Source organism: Nocardia wallacei (genome assembly GCF_014466955.1).
GTDB lineage: Bacteria > Actinomycetota > Actinomycetes > Mycobacteriales > Mycobacteriaceae > Nocardia > Nocardia wallacei.
Genome location: NZ_AP023396.1, coordinates 2728116 through 2746792 on the forward strand (window position 1 = coordinate 2728116; position 18677 = coordinate 2746792).

The 18677-nt window shown below is 70.4% G+C and carries 17 protein-coding genes and 1 pseudogene; 9 read left to right on the top strand and 9 right to left on the bottom strand.

All coding sequences use genetic code 11. The features are described 5' to 3' along the window. Positions 1-94: 94 nt before the first annotated feature. Both NWFMUON74_RS12400 and NWFMUON74_RS12405 read left to right on the top strand, forming a co-directional pair. The gene (locus NWFMUON74_RS12400) at positions 95-577 is read left to right on the top strand and encodes a cation:proton antiporter regulatory subunit (protein ID WP_187687951.1); all 483 of its coding nucleotides are present in this window, start codon (positions 95-97) and stop codon (positions 575-577) included. 4 nt (positions 578-581) lie between these two features. After that, positions 582-1766: a cation:proton antiporter gene (locus tag NWFMUON74_RS12405; protein ID WP_187687952.1), complete on the top strand. Its 1185-nt coding sequence runs from the start codon at positions 582-584 to the stop codon at positions 1764-1766. 99 nt (positions 1767-1865) lie between these two features. On the opposite strand, the gene NWFMUON74_RS12410 is transcribed toward NWFMUON74_RS12405, so the two are convergent. Beyond that, positions 1866-2651 carry a rhomboid-like protein gene (locus NWFMUON74_RS12410; RefSeq protein ID WP_187687953.1) on the bottom strand — a complete coding sequence of 262 codons (786 nt, stop codon included), beginning with the start codon at positions 2649-2651 and terminating at the stop codon, positions 1866-1868. 415 nt (positions 2652-3066) lie between these two features. On the opposite strand from NWFMUON74_RS12410, the gene NWFMUON74_RS12415 reads away from it, so the two are divergent. Beyond that, positions 3067-4473: an ethanolamine ammonia-lyase subunit EutB gene (locus tag NWFMUON74_RS12415; protein ID WP_232110988.1), complete on the top strand. Its 1407-nt coding sequence runs from the start codon at positions 3067-3069 to the stop codon at positions 4471-4473. Between the two features lie 260 nt (positions 4474-4733). Next, complete coding sequence (gene eutC / locus NWFMUON74_RS12420; protein ID WP_232110989.1) at positions 4734-5510, top strand: ethanolamine ammonia-lyase subunit EutC; 777 nt, start codon at positions 4734-4736, stop codon at positions 5508-5510. A 13-nt stretch (positions 5511-5523) separates the two neighbouring features. On the opposite strand, the gene NWFMUON74_RS12425 is transcribed toward eutC, so the two are convergent. From NWFMUON74_RS12425 to ppgK, 4 genes are all read right to left on the bottom strand, one after another. Beyond that, positions 5524-6351 carry an MHYT domain-containing protein gene (locus tag NWFMUON74_RS12425; protein ID WP_187687956.1) on the bottom strand — a complete coding sequence of 276 codons (828 nt, stop codon included), beginning with the start codon at positions 6349-6351 and terminating at the stop codon, positions 5524-5526. A 296-nt stretch (positions 6352-6647) separates the two neighbouring features. Then, positions 6648-8237, bottom strand: a complete 1590-nt coding sequence (locus tag NWFMUON74_RS12430) for a Na+/H+ antiporter (protein ID WP_187687957.1) — start codon at positions 8235-8237, stop codon at positions 6648-6650. Between the two features lie 216 nt (positions 8238-8453). After that, the gene (locus NWFMUON74_RS12435) at positions 8454-9836 is read right to left on the bottom strand and encodes an RNA polymerase sigma factor (RefSeq protein WP_187687958.1); all 1383 of its coding nucleotides are present in this window, start codon (positions 9834-9836) and stop codon (positions 8454-8456) included. Between the two features lie 184 nt (positions 9837-10020). Beyond that, entirely contained in the window at positions 10021-10779 is a 759-nt protein-coding gene (ppgK, locus tag NWFMUON74_RS12440) for a polyphosphate--glucose phosphotransferase (RefSeq protein ID WP_187687959.1), read from the bottom strand. A gap of 238 nt (positions 10780-11017) precedes the next feature. Here ppgK and NWFMUON74_RS12445 point away from each other — a divergent pair, with 238 nt between their 5' ends. Then, on the top strand, positions 11018-11860 hold the full coding sequence (locus NWFMUON74_RS12445; RefSeq protein WP_425301344.1) for an inositol monophosphatase family protein: 843 nt from the start codon (positions 11018-11020) through the stop codon (positions 11858-11860). A 3-nt stretch (positions 11861-11863) separates the two neighbouring features. Here the strand turns inward: NWFMUON74_RS12445 and cei are convergent, their stop codons facing one another. After that, positions 11864-12541, bottom strand: a complete 678-nt coding sequence (cei, locus tag NWFMUON74_RS12450) for an envelope integrity protein Cei (protein WP_187687961.1) — start codon at positions 12539-12541, stop codon at positions 11864-11866. 455 nt (positions 12542-12996) lie between these two features. On the opposite strand from cei, the gene NWFMUON74_RS12455 reads away from it, so the two are divergent. Then, positions 12997-13299: a DUF4193 domain-containing protein gene (locus NWFMUON74_RS12455; RefSeq protein WP_187687962.1), complete on the top strand. Its 303-nt coding sequence runs from the start codon at positions 12997-12999 to the stop codon at positions 13297-13299. Positions 13300-13410: 111 nt separating this feature from the next. Here the strand turns inward: NWFMUON74_RS12455 and NWFMUON74_RS12460 are convergent, their stop codons facing one another. After that, positions 13411-13896 carry a DUF3093 domain-containing protein gene (locus tag NWFMUON74_RS12460; protein ID WP_187687963.1) on the bottom strand — a complete coding sequence of 162 codons (486 nt, stop codon included), beginning with the start codon at positions 13894-13896 and terminating at the stop codon, positions 13411-13413. 133 nt (positions 13897-14029) lie between these two features. On the opposite strand from NWFMUON74_RS12460, the gene dut reads away from it, so the two are divergent. Continuing rightward, positions 14030-14569: a dUTP diphosphatase gene (gene dut / locus NWFMUON74_RS12465; protein ID WP_187687964.1), complete on the top strand. Its 540-nt coding sequence runs from the start codon at positions 14030-14032 to the stop codon at positions 14567-14569. Between the two features lie 1091 nt (positions 14570-15660). After that, positions 15661-16440: pseudogene (locus NWFMUON74_RS12470) on the top strand (DUF3710 domain-containing protein); the annotation flags it as partial. Positions 16441-16624: 184 nt separating this feature from the next. On the opposite strand, the gene NWFMUON74_RS12475 reads toward NWFMUON74_RS12470, so the two are convergent. Continuing rightward, a complete protein-coding gene (locus NWFMUON74_RS12475) occupies positions 16625-17062 on the bottom strand; it encodes a nuclear transport factor 2 family protein (RefSeq protein WP_187687965.1) in 438 nt (145 codons plus the stop codon). A 77-nt stretch (positions 17063-17139) separates the two neighbouring features. Then, complete coding sequence (locus tag NWFMUON74_RS12480; RefSeq protein ID WP_187687966.1) at positions 17140-17856, bottom strand: alpha/beta fold hydrolase; 717 nt, start codon at positions 17854-17856, stop codon at positions 17140-17142. 303 nt (positions 17857-18159) lie between these two features. Here NWFMUON74_RS12480 and NWFMUON74_RS12485 point away from each other — a divergent pair, with 303 nt between their 5' ends. Then, positions 18160-18585 carry an OB-fold nucleic acid binding domain-containing protein gene (locus NWFMUON74_RS12485; RefSeq protein WP_232110990.1) on the top strand — a complete coding sequence of 142 codons (426 nt, stop codon included), beginning with the start codon at positions 18160-18162 and terminating at the stop codon, positions 18583-18585. Positions 18586-18677 lie beyond the last annotated feature (92 nt).

Sequence of the window (18677 nt, forward strand, 5' to 3'; positions counted from 1 at the left end):
CCGCCTGACCTTCAGGTGGGCGCTGCCGCTTCGGCGCACCGCCGCAGGCACCCGCCTGACCCTCGGGTGGGCGCTGCCCATTTAGGCTGGGAACGTGAACGTCGACGTGACAGCCCTGCCCGGCATCGGGGTACGCAAGGACTTCGAGGTGCGATCGGGCCGCCGGGTCGGCGTCGTCGCGCACCGGGACGGTGGCCTGGACCTGATCATCTCCAAGCAGGACGATCCGGACGCCTGCGCCGCCCAGGTGCCCCTCACCACCGACGAAGCCGCCGCCCTGGCGAACCTGCTCGGCGCGCCGCAACTCGTGGAGAAGCTCAACGCCGATCACCGCGACATGCCGGGCATCATCACCCGGCAGTTGCCGATCGGGGAGCGGTCGCCGTACCAGGGCCGGATGCTGGGTGAGACGCGGATGCGCACCCGCACCAAGGCCTCGATCGTCGCGGCGATGCGAGCCGGGCAGGTGCATCCGTCACCGGGGCCGGACTTCGTACTCTCCGCCGGTGACCTGCTGGTCGTCGTCGGCACCCCCGACGGTCTGGACGCGGCCCTGGCGATCTTGACCGACGGGTGACCCGGTGGGCTCCACCGCGCTCGCGCTGATCCAGCTCGGTTCGATCCTGTTCGTTCTCGGAGTGCTCGGGCGGGTGGCCGGACGGTTCGGAATGTCCCCGATCCCGCTGTATCTGCTGGGCGGTCTGGCCTTCGGCGACGGTGGGGTCATCCGACTGGAGTCGGCGGCCGAATTCGGCCATGTCGCCGGCGAGATCGGTGTGGTGCTGCTGCTGTTGCTGCTCGGCCTGGAGTACACCGCCCCGGAGCTGGTGACCGGGTTGCGCCGCTCCTGGGCGGCGGGCCTGTTCGACATCGTCGCCAACGCGACCCCCGGCGTGGTGGTGGCGCTGTTGCTGGGCTGGGGTGTGGTCGGCGCGGTGACCATGGGCGGTGTCACCTACATCTCCTCCTCCGGGATCGCGGCCAAGGTGCTCAACGACCTGGGGCGGCTGGGCAACCGGGAGACGCCGGTGGTGCTGTCGATCCTGGTGTTCGAGGATCTGACGATGGCGGTGTATCTGCCGCTGCTCACCACGCTGCTGGCCGGGGTGGGCTACCTGGCGGGGCTGCGGTCGCTGGCGATCGCGCTGCTGGCCATCGCCTGCGTGCTGGTGGTGGCGCTGCGCTACGGCCGGTTCGTGTCGGCGATCGTGGATTCCGCCGACAAAGAGGTCTTCCTGCTCAAGCTGTTCGGTGCCGCGCTGCTGGTGGCGGGGCTGGCGTCGGCGCTGAACGTGTCGGCGGCGGTCGGCGCGTTCCTGCTCGGCATCGCCATCTCCGGGTCGACCGCGCAGAATGCGGCCAAGCTGCTGGAGCCGCTGCGCGATCTGTTCGCGGCGATCTTCTTCGTGGCGTTCGGGCTCAACACCGATCCGCGGGCCATCCCGCCGGTGCTGGGCTGGGCGGTGCTGCTGGCCGTGGTGTCCGTATTGACCAAGGTGGCGACCGGCTGGCTGGCGTCGGCGCGGCTGGGGATCCGGCGGATGGGCCGGGCGCGCGCCGGGGCCGCGCTGGTGGCGCGGGGCGAGTTCTCCATCGTCATCGCGGGCCTGGCGGTGACGGTGGGCGCGGTGGACGGTGAGCTGGCGGCGCTGGCCTCGGCCTACGTCTTTCTGATGGCCGTGCTGGGGCCGATCGCCGCGCGGGTCGTCGAGCCCGCGGTGGGGCTGCTGCAACGGTCGTTTCGCCGCGCGCCCGCGGGCGGTTGAGCCGGGCCGTCCGTGCGCAGCTCCCCGGCGACGTGCGTTCGCGCGGTGAGCCGGGCCACCGTGTCGCCCGCCGCGACACCGGCGTGCCCGGCAGGCCGATCAGGCCGAATTCGCCTGACCCGCCGCGGTTTCGGATGTGGTGTCGCGCTGTCTCCCGGCCCGCCGTTCCAGTCGGCGCGCGACCGTGAGCGCCATCGCCCCGGCGAGCAGCCCGATCAGCACGGCGGTCAGATGCCCGTAGTCGGTGAAAGTCCGCCCGCGCCATGCCAGCAGCCCGAACCAGGCCACCAGCCCGCCCGCCCACACCAGCCGCGCCGTGCCGGACAAATGGTACGCGAGCGCCGCCAAGACGGCCGAGAAGCCATAGGACGCACCGACATCAGAGACCACCGCCACCTTCAGCGGGAGCAGCCGGTGATCGACGGCGTAGGCGGTGCCCGTGACGGTGATCAGCGTCGCGCCGACGTGTCCCAGGGCGAAGATCAGCACCCAGCGCACGGTGCCCAGCCAGCGTTCGGCCCAGGCCATCACGGTGAGGAAACCGAGCACGATCGTCCACGGGAAGCCGCCCTCGGTCCAGAACGCCGAGGCGACCAGCACCTGCACGGGGTCGTGGCGCATGTTGTGCAGATTGGTCGACGCCGACAGGATCAGGCGGTGCCCGGCGATATCGCTGATACCCCGCAGCGTCCACCAGGTCACGAACAGCGTGAACGCGTACGCGCAGGCGGCCGGAGCGCCACCGAGATGATCGTGCGCCGCCCGCGCCGCCCGGAACACCCGGAGATTGCCGTGCCACCACACCCGCACCGCCCGCACCCCGTGCTCGAGGTCGACGGTCCGGGTCCACGGCGAGCGATAGTGGCGCAGGACGGAAGCAGGCACGCCAGCAAGTGTGGCCCGTCCCGGTCTGCCTCGCGCGGTGGCGCGCGCGCCACCGGATACCGCGCCGCCCACAATCCGAACCGCCGCTCCCGTCGCCGCGTGGCGCGCTCCAGCGGCGTCACGCTCGTCCGCATTCCGATCCCGCCATCGCCTCGGCGGTCGGTGGTGCGTCCCGGTGGCGTCGTGTGTCGTCCGCCGTCCGTGCCTGCCGCTGTCTCGGCGGTCGGTGGTGTGGACAGCGGCGTCACGCATGGTCTGTGCCCCGAGCCCGGCGGCAGCGCCGGAACCTGTGTGGCACGGGCCGACATCGGGCTGGGTCGGGGCGGGTCATGCTGTGGCAACAATCGCCAACCGGATGGCAATATCGCCGGACCAGAATCGGTGCGGGGAGGACCTAGCGGCGCAGGAGGATCGCGTGACGATATACCGCCAGAGTCTGGGTGGCACCGGCTATGCGTTCGATGGACTGGTGGAGCTGCTGGCCAAGGCCACCCCGCGGCGCAGTGGCGATGAACTGGCCGGATGCGCGGCGCGGTCGGACGCCGAGCGGGCCGCCGCGCAGTGGGCGCTGGCCGAGGTGCCGCTGCGCGAGTTCCTGACCGAGCCGGTGGTGCCCTACGAGACCGACGAGGTCACCCGATTGATCATCGACACCCACGACCGGGCCGCGTTCGCGCCGATCGCGCAGCTGAGCGTGGGCGGGCTGCGGGACTGGTTGCTGTCGGCGGCGGCGCGGGCCGACACGGCCGCACTGACCGCGGTGTCGCCGGGCCTGACTCCCGAAATGGTCGCCGCGGTCAGCAAACTCATGCGCAACCAGGACCTGATCGCGGTGGCGCGGGCAATGCGGGTGCGCTCCGGATTCCGCACCACCATCGGACTCCCCGGCACCCTCGCCACCCGATTGCAGCCCAACCATCCCACCGACGACCCACGCGGGATCGCCGCGGCCGTATTGGACGGACTACTACTGGGCTGCGGCGATGCGGTCATCGGAGTGAACCCGGCCACCGATTCGCCCAGCGCCACAGCGGATCTGCTGCGCCTGCTGGACGAGGTGCGCCTGCGCTACGACATTCCCACCCAGTCCTGCGTGCTCGCCCATGTCACGACCACGCTCGACCTGATCGCCTCCGGCGCGCCGGTGGATCTGGTGTTCCAATCGATCGCGGGCACCGAGGGCGCCAATTCGGGCTTCGGCGTGAACATCTCGCTGCTGCGCGAGGCCGCCGAGGCGGGCCGGTCGCTGCGGCGCGGCACCGTCGGCGACAACGTGATGTACTTCGAGACCGGGCAGGGTTCGGCGCTGAGCGCGGGTGCGCACCTGGGCACCGGCGGCAAGCCGGTCGACCAGCAGACCTTGGAGGTCAGAGCGTACGGCGTCGCGCGCGCGTTGGATCCGCTGCTGGTGAACACGGTGGTGGGTTTCATCGGTCCCGAATACCTCTACGACGGCAAGCAGATCATCCGCGCGGGTCTCGAGGACCACTGCTGCGGCAAGCTGCTCGGCCTGCCGATGGGTGTCGACGTCTGCTACACCAACCACGCCGAGGCCGACTCCGACGACATGGATACGCTGCTGACCCTGCTGGGCGCCGCGGGCGCCGCCTTCGTCATCGCCGTGCCCGGCGCCGACGACGTTATGCTCGGCTACCAGAGCCTGAGCTTCCACGACGCGCTGTACGCCCGCGCGGTCCTCGGTCTCGACCCCGCACCGGAATTCGCGGCCTGGCTCGACCGGCTCGGCCTGCGCGACGCCGACGGCCGCATCCGCGAGGTACCACCACTGTCCTCGCCCCTGCACGCGCTCGCGGAGTCGTGATGAGTGCGAAACCAGACGACCCGCGACCCGGGCGTCCCGTGGCCATATCCCCGTCGGGCGGTCCGGTCGGTTCGGCGGAAGTCCAGGCCATGTCCCGGTCGGGCGGTTCGGTTGGTTCGGCGGAAGTCCGGGCCATGTCCCGGTCGGGTGGCCCGGTTGGTTCGGCGGAAGTCCGGGCCATGTCCCGGTCGGGCGGCCCGGTCGGTTCGGCGGAAGCCCCGGCGGTGTCGCCGTCGGGCGACCCCGCTGGCTCAGGAGGAGTGGAAGGGGATGGGGTGCAGGGGTTCTGGGATGAGCTTCGGGGACTGACGCAGGCTCGGATCGGGTTGGGGCGGGCGGGGGATGCGTTGCCTACGCGGCGGGTGCTGGAGTTCGCGGCCGCGCATGCCGCGGCGCGCGACGCGGTGCACGCCCCGCTCGACGTGGCCTCCCTGACAACTGCCGTGGCCGAACTCGGACTCGGCCGTCCGGCCCACGTGCGCAGTCGCGCCACCGACCGTTCGGAGTACCTGCGGCGGCCGGATCTGGGCAGACTGCCGGAAACCGATCTCGCGCAGGCGCTTTCGCCGGACGGAGCCGATATCGCCGTAGTCCTGGCGGACGGCCTGTCGGCCCGCGCTGTCCACGAGCACGGACCGGCGGTCCTCGCCGCGCTGAAAGACGAACTGGCGCAGCGGTATCGGCTGTCGCCACCGGTCATCGCCACCCAGGCCCGGGTCGCGCTCGGCGATCACATCGGGCAGGCCCTGCGGGCGGACACCGTCCTGGTGCTCATCGGCGAGCGGCCCGGACTGTCGGTGGCAGACAGCCTCGGCGTCTACCTCACCCACCGGCCGCGGCCCGGACGCGCGGACTCCCAACGCAATTGCGTCTCCAACATTCATCCACCGGAGGGGCTGGGCTACGCGGCGGCCGCGCAGGTAGTCGCCGGACTGGTGGCGGGTGCGCGGCGGCTGGGCGGGTCCGGAGTGCGACTCAAGGACACCTCCGCCCGCGCCGAGGTGGACGGCACGGCGGGGCGGATCATCGATTCTTGAGCCACAAGGCTTTTCACCATCGATGCCGCGGCCCCCGGTATTCGTCCGGCGGCGCGTCGAGGGTCTGCGCGCGGCTCGGCCAATAGCGGCTGGCGTGCTGTCCGCGGATGCGGGTGAGGTCGGGTTCGTCGACATCGGTGATGCCCACCTGCAGCAACAGCAGCAGCGTGACCATGCTGACGCCGACGATCAGCGGGGTCAGCAGCTGATGCGCCTGCGCGCCGCCCGGTGCGTGCAAGTGCCCGGCCATCTGCGCCTGCATGGCGAACATGCCGGTGTAGTGCATGCCGCACACCGCCAGTCCCATGATCAGCGCCGCGCCGACGGTGGCGGCGAGACCGCGCACATGCAACGCGAACCACAGTGCCGCCGTCGCCGCGACCACGGCGATGAGCAGCGACAGCAGCACGATCCACGGGTCGTAGTGCACCGCGACGTCGGTCTTCATGGCGTACATCCCGGCGTAGTGCATGGCGCCGACGCCGAGTCCGGTGACGGTGCCGCCGGTCAGCAGCGCGTAGCCGCCGCCCTGCCGCCGCAGCACGAGGGACAGGCCCACCCACACCACGCCCATCGCGATCGCCGCGCTCACCAAGGTGATCGGGATGTTGTACCGGATCGTCGCGTTGCGCACCGAAAAGCCCAGCATCGCAATGAAATGCATGACCCAGATGCCGGTCCCGCCGAGCGCGATGGCCGCCGTGACGATCCAGCCGTCGGGCCGGCTGCTGGAGCGGGCGCGGACCATGCAGCGCAGTGCCAGCAACGAGCCGGTGACGGACATCAGATAGGCCAGTGCGGGCGTCAGCCACCCGTACGTGAAGTGATTGACTTCCAGCATGCGAACTCCTTGCCAGAACGCTTCCCGCCGACTGCTTTACGGCGACACGCCGGAACATTAGCGACGTACTCACTGGTAGTAAATTTACAGCAGAACAATTCGGGAAATTGGCGAAGTTTGCCGGACCGGATGCGCGCAGGTAGCGGGCGTGCCGAAACCCGGGACCTGCGGTGCCATCCGATGTCTACCCCTCTTGACATGCGCGTGTAGTCCGGCAAACCGACCGCACGCTATGCCGAGGTGGGATACGCGCAGCGGCGGCGGCAGCCGCATCCGCACCGCGGCCCCGTTTTCGGCTACATCGGCGACATCGGCCGCAGATCGAGCCGGTGCATCATCCGGTCGACCAGGTCGGGCGGAATACCGGGCTCGCGACGGGCGGCCAGCGCCTCGGTGCGGCCCGCCTCGAGCACCTCGTTGCTGATGGCCCGCATCTTGCCGGTGAAGCGCAGGCTCCGGTCGATCGACTTGCTGTCGTCGGCGGCCTCGGCGGCCTCCGGATCCGCCCGCACCAGGCGTCGCTCGAAACCCTCGCGCATGCGCTGGTAGACCTCGTCGGGCAGATCCTCGCTGTCAGCGATCTCCTCGAGCCGGGCCAGCTCGGCGCGCAGAATGCGAGTCCACAAGCGGCGCTCCAGCATTCGCTCCTGCTCGGTGTCGGCCTGCACGTGGGTCGCGCGCACCACTGCGGGCAGCGTCGGCCCCTGCACCAGCAGCGTGAACAGCACCACGGTGAACGCGATGAACAACACCTCGGCCCGGCCCGGGAAGTCCGCCCCCGCCTCGGTCGTCAGCGGCAGCGCCACCGCCAGCGCGACCGTGACCACCCCGCGCATGCCCGCCCACCACGTCACGACCGATTCCCGCCAGGTGTGCGGCTCGTCGGTGTCGCGCCGACGCGACCAGCGCTGGAACACCTCGGTGGTGATCAGCAGCCAGACCAGGCGCAGCAGCACCACCACCGCGATCACCGCGGCCGCACCGCCCAGCAGCCGCTGCCAATCCGGTCCGGTCGCGGCCAGGATGGTGGTGAGTTCCAGGCCGATCAGGCCGAACGCGACGCCGGTCACCAGCAGGTCGATCACGTCCCAGAACGAGTCGCCGACGATGCGGTAGGCGCTGTCGCTGAAATCCGAGGCCGCGTCGGTGAGGTACAGCGCGCACACCAGCACCGCCAGCACCGCCGACCCGTGCCACGCCTCCGCCAGCCCGTACGCGGCGAACGGCAGCAACAGGCCGAGCGCGACCTGCCAGGCGGCCTCGCTCAGTTTGCGCATCAGCCGGCTTCCGGCCCAGCCCAGCGCGAGCCCGACCGCGATCGCCACCACCGCCGACAGCAGGAAGTCGAACGCGGTGTGCCACGCCGAGAAGTGCCCGGTGACCACCGCCTGCACCGCCACGTTGTAGAGCACCACCGCCGTGACGTCGTTGAACAGACCCTCACCCTCCAGCACCGCGACCAATCGGCGCGGCAGTCCCAGCCGATCGGCGACCGCGCTGGCCGCCACCGGGTCCGGCGGCGCCACCACCGCGCCCAGCGCCACCGCGGTAGCCAGCGGCACGCCCGGATACCAGGCGTGGAACACGGCCGCCACCGCCACGGCCGTCGCCACGACCAACCCGACAGCGCGCAGCAGGATCGGCCCGGCATTGGCCGCGAACTGCTGCCACGAGGTCCGCCGCGCGGAGGCGTAGAGCAGCGGCGGCAACACCAGGGGGAGGATCAGTTCGGGGTTGATATCGATATTCGGCACGGCCGGAATCAGCGCGAGTACGAGCCCGAACACGGTCATCAGCACGGCCGGTGCGAGTCCGGTCCGGCGGCCCAGCGGCTGCGCGAGGATGGTCGCGAACGCCAGCACGAATACCAATACCAACTGATCCATGTCTGTGGCCTCCGCTGTGTCTGTGGCCTCCGCTTCGCTTCGGCGGCCGGGGGGCTCGTGACCCCGGTTGGCGGGTACACCGTTGAATGAGGCTTACGTGCGGCGCTGTTGGTCGTGCCTTGGGGCGACGCCTGGAAGTATTGCCGTTCAATGCGAAACGCCGCCGGAGGTTCCGGCGGCGTTTCGCGTATCGGTCAGGACCCTGGACTACTTGCCCTAGTCCAGGTAGTCCCGCAGGACCTGGGAGCGGCTGGGGTGGCGGAGCTTGCTCATGGTCTTCGACTCGATCTGGCGGATGCGCTCGCGGGTGACGCCGTACACCTGGCCGATCTCGTCGAGTGTGCGGGGCTGGCCGTCGGTGAGGCCGAAGCGCAGCCGGACCACGCCGGCCTCGCGCTCGGACAGCGTCTCCAGCACCGACTGCAGCTGATCCTGCAGCAGGGTGAAGCTCACCGCGTCGACCGCGACGACCGCCTCGGAATCCTCGATGAAATCGCCCAGCTGGGAATCGCCCTCGTCACCGATGGTCTGATCCAGCGAGATGGGCTCGCGCGCGTACTGCTGGATCTCGAGGACCTTCTCCGGGGTGATGTCCATTTCCTTGGCGAGCTCCTCGGGCGTGGGCTCGCGGCCCAGGTCCTGCAGCAGCTCGCGCTGGATACGGCCCAGCTTGTTGATGACCTCGACCATGTGCACCGGGATGCGGATGGTGCGGGCCTGGTCGGCCATGGCGCGGGTGATGGCCTGCCGGATCCACCAGGTGGCGTACGTGGAGAACTTGTAGCCCTTGGTGTAATCGAACTTCTCGACCGCGCGGATCAGGCCCAGGTTGCCCTCCTGGATCAGGTCCAGGAACGCCATGCCGCGGCCGGTGTAGCGCTTGGCCAGCGAAACCACCAGACGGAGGTTGGCCTCCAGCAGATGGTTCTTGGCGCGGTTGCCGTCGCGCATGATCCACTGCAGATCGCGGCGGCCCTGCACGGGCAGCTTCTCGCCCTTGTCGGCGAACTCGCGCAGCTTCTCGGTGGCGTAGAGCCCGGCCTCGATGCGCTTGGCGAGCTCGACCTCCTCCTCGGCGTTGAGCAGCGCGACCTTGCCGATCTGCTTGAGGTAGGCGCGCACCGAGTCGGCGGAGGCGGTGAGTTCGGCGTCCTTGCGGGCCTGCCGCAGCGCCTCGGACTCCTCCTCGTCCCAGACGAAATCGCCGGAGGCCTTGTCCTTCTCCGACGGCTCCTCGGCCTCGGCCTCCTCGTCGTCGGCGACGGTGACCTCTTCGGCGATCTCGGTCTCGTCGGTCAGGTCGTCGTCGGAGACTTCCAGGTTGTCCAGATCGTCGAGTTCGATCGACTCGTCGTCGATGGCCTCGTCGGTCTCGGTCTCGGCGCCGGGCGCGCCCTTCTTCGCCGCGGCCTTCTTGGCCGGCGCCTTCTTGGCCGCCGCCTTGGCCCCGGCCTTCTTGGCGGGCGCCTTCTTCGCGGCGGTCTTCTTGGCGGGGGCCTTCTTGGCGGCAGCCTTCTTGACCGGCCGTGCTGCGGTGCTGTCGATGGAGTCGGCGGCTTCGGCCGATTCGGCGGTCTCTCGGGTATTCGTGGCTACCACGTACGCCCTTTCGTGACGGTCTCGTGCGGCGTCACGCCAGAGTGATCTTCCGGCGGAGCGGTTCTGTCGGGGTTAAACCCGGCTCTCCGGCCGGGGTCGGTTTCCGGCTCACCGCCGGTCATGCGTTCCATTGTAACGATCCGGGCGGAGTGCGATGCCGCAGCCTCGCTGGTTGCCGGGGCGATCACGGTGCGATCCCGGCGTCGACGGCCATCGCGGCGCCCACGATCCCGGCCGTGTTGCGCAGATGCGCCGCCACCACCGGAGTCCGGTTGCCCAGCAACGGGATCCAGTGCTCGGCGTCGCGGCTGATGCCGCCACCGGCCACGAAGACGTCCGGCCACAGCAGGTTCTCGAGGGTGACCAGCACCTTGGTCACCTGAGCCGACCACTCCTTGAACGACAGCTTCTTTCGTTCCTTCACCGACGAAGCGGCGCGGTGCTCGGCTTCCTTGCCGTCGACCAGGATGTGGCCGAATTCGGTATTCGGCACCAGCGTGCCGTGGTACAGCAGCGCCGACCCGATGCCGGTGCCGAAGGTCAGCAGCATGACCAGCCCGTCGATCTGCCGCGCCGCGCCGTAGCGGTCCTCGGCCATGCCGGCGGCGTCGGCGTCGTTGAGCACGACCACCTCGCGGCCGCCGAGCGCCGCGGAGAACAGCAGCCGGGCGTCGGTGTCGATCCAGGCCTTATCGATATTGGCGGCGGTGCGGGCGACACCGTTGACCACCACGCTGGGCAGCGTGAGACCGACCGGACCGTCCCAGTCCGCCTGGGCCACCAGTTTCGCGACGGTTTCGGCGACGGCGTTCGGGGTGGACGGCTGCGGCGTGGCGATCTTGATGCGCTCGTGCGCGAGTTCGCCGGTGGCGAGATCCACCACCGCGCCCTTCACCCCGCTACCCCCGATGTCGATACCGAATGCTTGCCCCCGAGCGGACATTGACAGTCTCCTCGTTTCCCTGTGGCGCCGACCCTGATCGCAGGTGCGCGCGGCACGATACACGGCGTTGTGTGACGGGTTCGCACGACCACCGGATCTGTGTCGTGCCCGACAAGCCTAATGCGCGGGGCGCGGGATCTGTGCTGCGATGGATGTCGTGCGCGATACGAATCCCTCACCGTCCGCCGCCGTCACCGACCCCGCCCGGCCCGCGCCGGACCCGGCCGACCCCGCCGAGATCACCGAATTACGCCGTGTCGCAGTGCATCTCGCGCAGACCGCGGCAGCCCACGTGCGGGCGCGGCGGCCCGAGGTGTTCGGTGCGGGCGAGGACGCGCAGGACGCGGTGCGGGCCAAGAGCTCACCCACCGATCCGGTCACGGTCGTCGACACCGAGACCGAGCAGCTGATCCGTCGCCTGCTCGCCGAGCTGCGGCCGGGCGAGGCGGTCCTGGGCGAGGAGGGCGGCGGCAGCCTGGGCGACGATCGGCAGATCGTCTGGGTGGTCGATCCGATCGACGGCACCGTGAACTTCATGTACGGCATCCCCGCCTACGCGGTCTCGGTGGCCGCCATGCGCGGCGGGCGGTCGCTGGCCGGGGCGGTGGTCGACGTGGCCGCCGCACGGACCTACAGCGCGGGCCTGGGCGCGGGCGCCACCCGCACCGGCCCCGACGGCATCGCGAACCCGTTGCGCTGCAACGAAGTCGACTCGCTCGCCATGACGCTGCTGGCCACCGGCTTCGGCTACGGCGCGGCGCGGCGGGCCCGGCAGGGGCGGCTGATCGGCGAACTACTGCCGCACGTACGCGACATCCGCCGCATCGGATCGGCGGCCCTGGACCTGTGCATGGTCGCCGCCGGCCGGGCCGACGCGCACTACGAGCACGGGCTCAACACCTGGGACTGGGCGGCGGGCGCGCTGATCGCCGCCGAGGCGGGCGCCCGGCTGGTGCTGCCGCCCGCCGGCACCACCGGCAAGACCGGCGAGCTGGTGGTCGCGGCCGCGCCCGGCATCGCTACGGAACTGCTCGAATTGTTCGACCGGCTCGGCGTGTCGGAGGCGATTGCGGAGAGCTGACGCTCAGCAGGTGCCCTTGCGGGCGGCGTCGAGCAGGGTGGAGTCGATCGCCGGGCCGTCGGGCGCCGGATTCTTCAACGACCGCAGCACCTCCTCGGCGTCGGTCGACGGGCGCACCTCGTTGCCGAACAGCGAGCCCAGCGCCAGATCGACGGTGTCGTCGTTGCGCTTGTCCTCGACCAGCTCCGCACACGGCGAAACCAGTTGCACCGCCGCCGCGGCCGGGCGGCCGTTGACGCCGAAGCGAATCTGCCCGGTGCACACCAGATCACCGTTGACGTAGACCGGATCGTTGGCGAACTGCGGCGCCGGCGGGCTGGCGAAGCCGAGGTCGCTGAGCCGGGACGCGATGTGCTCGGCCAGGCCGCGCTGGCCGGAAGCGTTGTAGACGCGCACCTTCGACTGTGTCAGCGGCGCCGGTTCCACATCCTGCAGGCGCGACGGCGAGACCCGCTGCCCCAGCGGCGCCGGCTGCGGGGCGTTCGGGTCGGCCGCCGGCGACGGCGAGTTGCACGCCATGGCCGCATGGCTCTTGCTCTCGGTCGTCAGGGCCTTGATCCACACGATCGCGCAGATCAATGCCAGGATCGCGACGAGCGCGACCCACGGTTGGTACCGGCGGCGCAGGAACGGGCGCCCTTTGTCGTCGACGGCGCTGCCTTCGGTGATCAGTGAAACCACACGCACACCTTACGAGTTCGGCTCGCACAATCCCGCATGCGGACACCGGGAGTGGCGGCGCGCGTGGCGGGTGTGCGACGGATATCGCGGGGGTAACGATTCGCCGGAGGCTCGGACACGGAATCGGCACTGTCCAGGGCAGCCGATGACGATTACCCCTCGGTTTCGACGCGCTCGGGTTTTGATTGCGACTTTTGCCTCGGTGTCCGCTATTGTCTGGCGGCTGATTCGAATCGACAGAGGTGAATCAGGGCGGAGATTTCGGGAACAACCAGGACATGTCCTGCGTTGACCGAGCGCGATCCGGTACAGGTCCACCAGATCTGGCCCGGTCGGCGACCGGTGTACACGTGACGTACACCACCGGCGGGGCGGCGTCGCCGAGCCGATTCCCAGGAATCGGCCCAGGTGGGGTCGGTCCGGGATATACGGAGTAAGGACGAGGGGAAGACGACATGGCAACCGACTATGACGCACCGAGGCGTACCGAAACCGACGAGGTGTCGGAGGACTCGCTCGAGGAGCTGAAGGCTCGTCGCAACGAGGCCGCGTCCGCCGTCGTGGATGTCGACGACAGCGATACCGCGGAATCGTTCGAACTTCCCGGCGCGGACCTGTCCGAGGAAGTGCTGTCGGTTCGGGTGATCCCGAAGCAGGCCGACGAGTTCACCTGCTCGAGCTGTTTTCTGGTTCATCACCGCAGCCGGCTCGCCAGCGAATCCGGCGGTCAGCTGATCTGCATGGATTGCGCAGCCTGAGCATTCGGCGGGTCCAACTTCGGCGGGTCCAACTATCGAAATCCCGCGCTCGGCAGCCCCGGGCGCGGACGGAAAACGCGCGTGCTCGGCGCAGCCTGATCGGCCTGCCGGTCAGCTCGCGTCGCGTACGCCGAGCGCCTTCAGCACCCGGTCGGGCCGGCGCGTACTGACCAACCAGTACGGTGCCGGATCGTCCGGGTCGTCGAGTACCAGCAGCAACAGCGGCCCGATCCAGGGCCGGTGCTGAACATAGGCGGCGGGGTCGAGCTGCCTGCCCAGCGCTGCGCTCTTGGCGCTGGCCGGGACCGCCGCTGCTCGGGCCACATACGTTACCGGCAGATGTGCCCGGTCCGCTCGCAATTCGACCGTTCCACCGGCGTCCGGCCCGACCTCGACGCGGTGCCGGCTCAGCCACAGCAGCGCCCACACCGGTACGGGCAGCAGTAGCACATACGGCAGCCAGGCCCGGATGCCCGGCGCGCCCATGTGCACCTCCGCGGCGAGCAGGCCCGCGATGGCCAAGCCCACCGGCCACCACCACAGCGGCACCCACAGGCGTTCCGTGTAGCCGGGGGTGGCGTTCGCGGGTCGGTTCATGGCCTCGGATGCTACGGCGGCGGGGGCGGCATCGGGGGTCGGCGCGGACTGGTCGGGCACCTCATCAGACTAAGTCAGCGCGTGCCGCCGGAGTGCGGCGGGAGCAGGTCGTTGCGCTGGTCGCGCTCCGGCCATGTCACTGTCACCGCGGTACGCCGAGCGCGTAGGCTCGCTGTACGTGACCGGTATTCCACCTATCTCCCTGCTGCGGCTCGATCCCGGCATTCCTGTCCCCACCCGCGCGCACCCGGGTGACGCGGGCGTGGACCTGTGCACCACCGAGGACGTCATCCTGGAGCCGGGGGAGCGGGTGCTCGTCGGCACGGGGATCGCCGTCGCACTGCCGATCGGCACGGTCGGTCTCATTCATCCGCGATCCGGGCTGGCCGCCAAGACCGGTCTGTCGATCGTCAACACGCCGGGCACGGTCGACGCGGGGTATCGGGGCGAGATCAAGGTCTGCCTGATCAACCACGATCCGCGCACTCCTATCGAGCTGCGCCGCGGCGACCGGATCGCGCAGCTGCTGGTGCAGCGGGTCGAGCTGGTCGATTTCGTGGAGGTCACCGAGCTCGACGACACCGCGCGGGGTGCGGGGGGTTACGGGTCCAGCGGCGGGCACGCCAGTCTCGCCGCTGAGGCGGCCGGCGCGAGCGCCGGCAAGGAGGCATGACGATGTTCGGACGCAGGCGCAGACGCGACGACGACGTTCCCGCCAGAGGTCACTACGACGACGACACCTGGTACGACGAAGACGAATACGCCACCGAGGCCGGGTACGAGGAGTACGAGGACGACTACGACGAGTCCTCCTACCGCACCGACGAGAACCCCATCTACCGCACGGACGAAACCCCGGCCTACCGCACCGGCCGCCAACCGGTGTACGGAACGGACCAGCAGCCCGCCTACGAAACAGGCCGGCAGCCCGCCTACCGAACCGGCCAGCAACCGACTTACCGGACCGGCCAGCAATCCGTCTATCGTCCGGGCGAGACGCCCGCCCATCGCTCGGGCGAGCAGCCTGCCTATCGTCCGGGCGCGACGCCCGCGCCTCGCTCGGGTGAGCAGCCTGCCTATCGTCCGGGCGCGACGCCCGCGCCTCGCTCGGGTGAGCAGCCTGCCTACCGCCCCGGTGCGACGCCCGCGCCTCGCACCGGGGAACAACCCGCCTACCGGCCGGGGGAGACATCTGTACCTCATGCGGGGGAACAGTCCGCCGCCTATCCGCTGGAGGGGACGCCCGCGCCTCGCTCCGGTGAGCAGCGTGCTCATCGTCCGGGCGTGACGCCTGTGCCTCGCACCGGGGAGCAACCCGCCTATCGCCCAGGCGAGACTCCTGCGCATTTCACTGGCGAGCAGCCGGCTTATCGGCGCGGTGAGCGGACCGGGGGACCGCAGCCCGTCCGTCGGCCGGGTGAGGCGTCTGCTCATCGGACCGGTGAGCAGCCCGCCTATCGGCCGGGCGAGGCGCCCGCCCATCGGACCGGGGAGCAGCGCGCTCTGCGGCGAGGGGAACGGACTGGGGAACAGCCTGCTCATCGGGGCGATCCGCCTGCCTACCAGCCCGAGGAACCGCCCGCGCGTACCGGCCGTCGGTCCGCTCGTCGGTCGGGTGAGGCACCCGCCTCCCGGACAGGTCAGCAACCGGCCTATCGGACCGGGCAGCAGCCCGCGTACCGGACTGGTCAGCAACCGGCCTACCGGACCGGCGAGCAGCCCGCCTATCGGACCGGGGAGCATCCGGCCTACCGGACCGGGCAGCAGCCCGCCTACCTCGAGGACGATTACGACGACGACGCCTGGTACGGCCAGGAACACGACACCGATCCGTCCGCCCGCACCGGCCCGTACGACTACGAAGACGTCGCCGATGTGCTCGAGGACATCGGCGATCAACGGCTGGACCTCGGCTCGGTGATCCTGCCCGTCCCCGAGGGCGGCCAGCTCCAGGTGGAGATGACGCCCGACGGCACGCCGCAGGCGGTTCATCTGGCCACCGAGCACGGCCGCCTGACCGTGGCCGCCTACGCCGCGCCGAAGTCGCCCGGGCAGTGGCGCTCGGTGGTCAACGACCTGCGCGACTCGCTACGCAAGGACGGCGCACAGGTGTCGGTCCAGAACGGCCCGTGGGGCCGGGAACTGCACGCCGTCACCCAGGGTGCCGACCTGCGTTTCATCGGCGTCGACGGCTACCGCTGGATGCTGCGCCTGGTCGCGGCGGGCCCCTCGGGCTCGGTGGACGAGGGCACACCACTCGTCCAGGCGGCCCGCGCCATCGTCAGCGAGACAGTGGTACGCCGCGGCGAAGAACCGCTTCCCGTCCGCGAGCCTCTCCCGGTGGTCCTCCCGCAGGAACTGGCCGATCAGCTGACCGCAGCCCACCAGCAACAGGTCCAAGCCCAGGAACAGGCCAGAGCCGCCCAGGTCGCCGAGGCCCAGGCCCACGCCACCGGCCAATACCCCACCCTCACCCCCGACGAGCCCCCCCAACCCCGCCGAGGCACCGAAGGCTCCGCCATGCAACAACTCGGCCTCAACTAACCCCACCGGCGGCGCAACACAACTTCCCGACCTCGGGCCGCCGACCCTGTCGCGTCTGTCACCGCCAGCACACGTACGCCCGCTCGGTGTTCGCGATCGTTGCCTTCCCGCGCTCGCCTGGCGTTCACCATTCCCTGTGTTCTCGCGCCCCGCGCGGGAACACAGGGCTTCGGGTGAGTCGAGGTCAGAGGTGGGGGTCGAAGGCTCGGGCTACGGCGAGGCTGTCTTCGTAGACGTGGTTGCGGGTGATCAGGCCGTTTTCGACGGTGACGTGCAGGACGAAGCGGGCTCGGTAGGGGCGGCCCGTGGTGCGGGCGGTCTGCCGGATCTCGCCCAGTACCACCGCGTCGGGGCCGTCGACGAGGATGCGTTCGATCTCGGTCGCGGCCTCCTCGGGGATGTGGTGGCCGCGCAGCATCCGGTAGTGGTCGGCCGCGTCGGCGCGGGTGCCGCGGTGCACGATCCACGGCGTGGCGGCGCGGCCGTGTTCGGCCTCGGGCCAGCTCAGCTTCCAATCGTATTCGGGCGCATACAGTTCGGCGATCCGATCGGCGTCGCCTTCGGCGATGCGGCGCAGCAGTTCCTCGACGGTGGCGCGGGTGGTCCGGGCTTCGGTGATCATGCGAATCACGATGCCCGACGCCCGTGCGACCGTCGATTACCCCGCGGGTAATACCTTTGAGCCGCAGCGGAGTCCGGTCAGCGGTGGGTGGCGTGCCGCCCGGCCAGCCGGGCCAGCCCGCGGCAGCCCAGGATGCCGGGGTCGGCGCCCAATTCGGCGAGGGTGATGCGATGCAGTTCGGACCTGGGGATCAGGGCGGCCCAGCGTTCGGCGACCGCGAGCGGATGCACCGGATCGTCGACGGCGGTGACGATGGTCACCGGAACGCTCAGCGCCACAAGGGTTTCCGGAGTGGGCCATGGATAGGCCGCCGCCTCCTCCAGCGCCTCGGGCAGATGCGGCCACTGCGCGGTCCAGGACTGGGTGAGGGCCGCGGCCAGCCAGTCGGGGCTGCTGCTCCGCATCCGTTCGACCACCGCCGCCAGTCCGTCGGCCCGCAACTGCGCCGCGGTTGCGGCGGCACTGAGCGCCGCCGGGCATTCCCCGGCGTCGTCACCGGTCCACGCGGGCAGCGCCGCGATCACCCCGAACGCCGAATCCGCCCGGGCGCGAGCCCATTCGACCGCGATGGCGGCGCCCAGCGAGATACCAGCGGCGAGCACCGGCCCCGAGCGTGCCGCGGTATCCAGCGCCGCGCGGCAGCTGGCGACCACCGCGCGCGGGTCGGGCTCCACCGCCAGGAACGGCAGATCCAGTGCGGCACAGGCGGGTCCGAAGGCACGACGGGCGAAGTCGGCGTCCGAGCCGGTACCGGGCAGCGCGACGACGAGGGCCGGGCGAGGTAGATCGGGCACGCGCCGAAGCCTACGCGGCGCGGGCGCCGATTCCGGGGAGGAACGGGTGCGTCGCAGGCGGCGATCCGGGCTCGCGCGCGCCGTCTCGAGCGCGTGCGGCCAGCCGCGGCGTGACGTGGGCCACCCTCGCGATATCGAGGTGGAAAACCGCTGCGCATTGGGTATCCACGGATGTGGGCGGCCTCGCGTGGCGAGGGGTCGAACGCCCATCTACAGTTGGCGATATACGGCCGCTCGGCCGGTCGTGTGGGAAACCCGACGACGTGTAACCCACGCCGTCTGCAGTGCAGGAAGTGTTGCAAGATGCCTTTCACGGGCGGAAACAAGGCAGGATCCGGGATTGCCGGGCGCAAGACGGGTCCCGACAGCGGGTACTTCCGGCGCTTGAGTCGACGGCTCACCGCCGATCTCGATCATCTCGACGCCGAGGAACTGGCCGAGACGTCCGAAGCCTCCGGCGCCTGCCGGGCAGACGAGTGCCGGCGTGGCGAGGAGGTCACCATGCTCGGCAAACTGCGCAGCGTGGAGGCGTGCCCGAAGGCCGCGGGCGCGAATCTGCAGGCGGAGTTCTACGACGGCACCGACGCGGTGACGCTGGTGTGGATCGGGCGGCGGCGCATCCCCGGGATCGATCCGGGACGCCGTATCCTGGTCCGCGGCCGCATCGGGGAGCGTGATGGGGCCAAGGTGATCTTCAACCCCTACTACGAACTACGTGAGAACTCCTGACGCATGCCGATTCCCAGCAGCGACGACCGGGCCGACCGCTCCGCCGTCGTAGACAGCGAACGGTCGGCCGAGCCGTTCCGCACGAACGACGC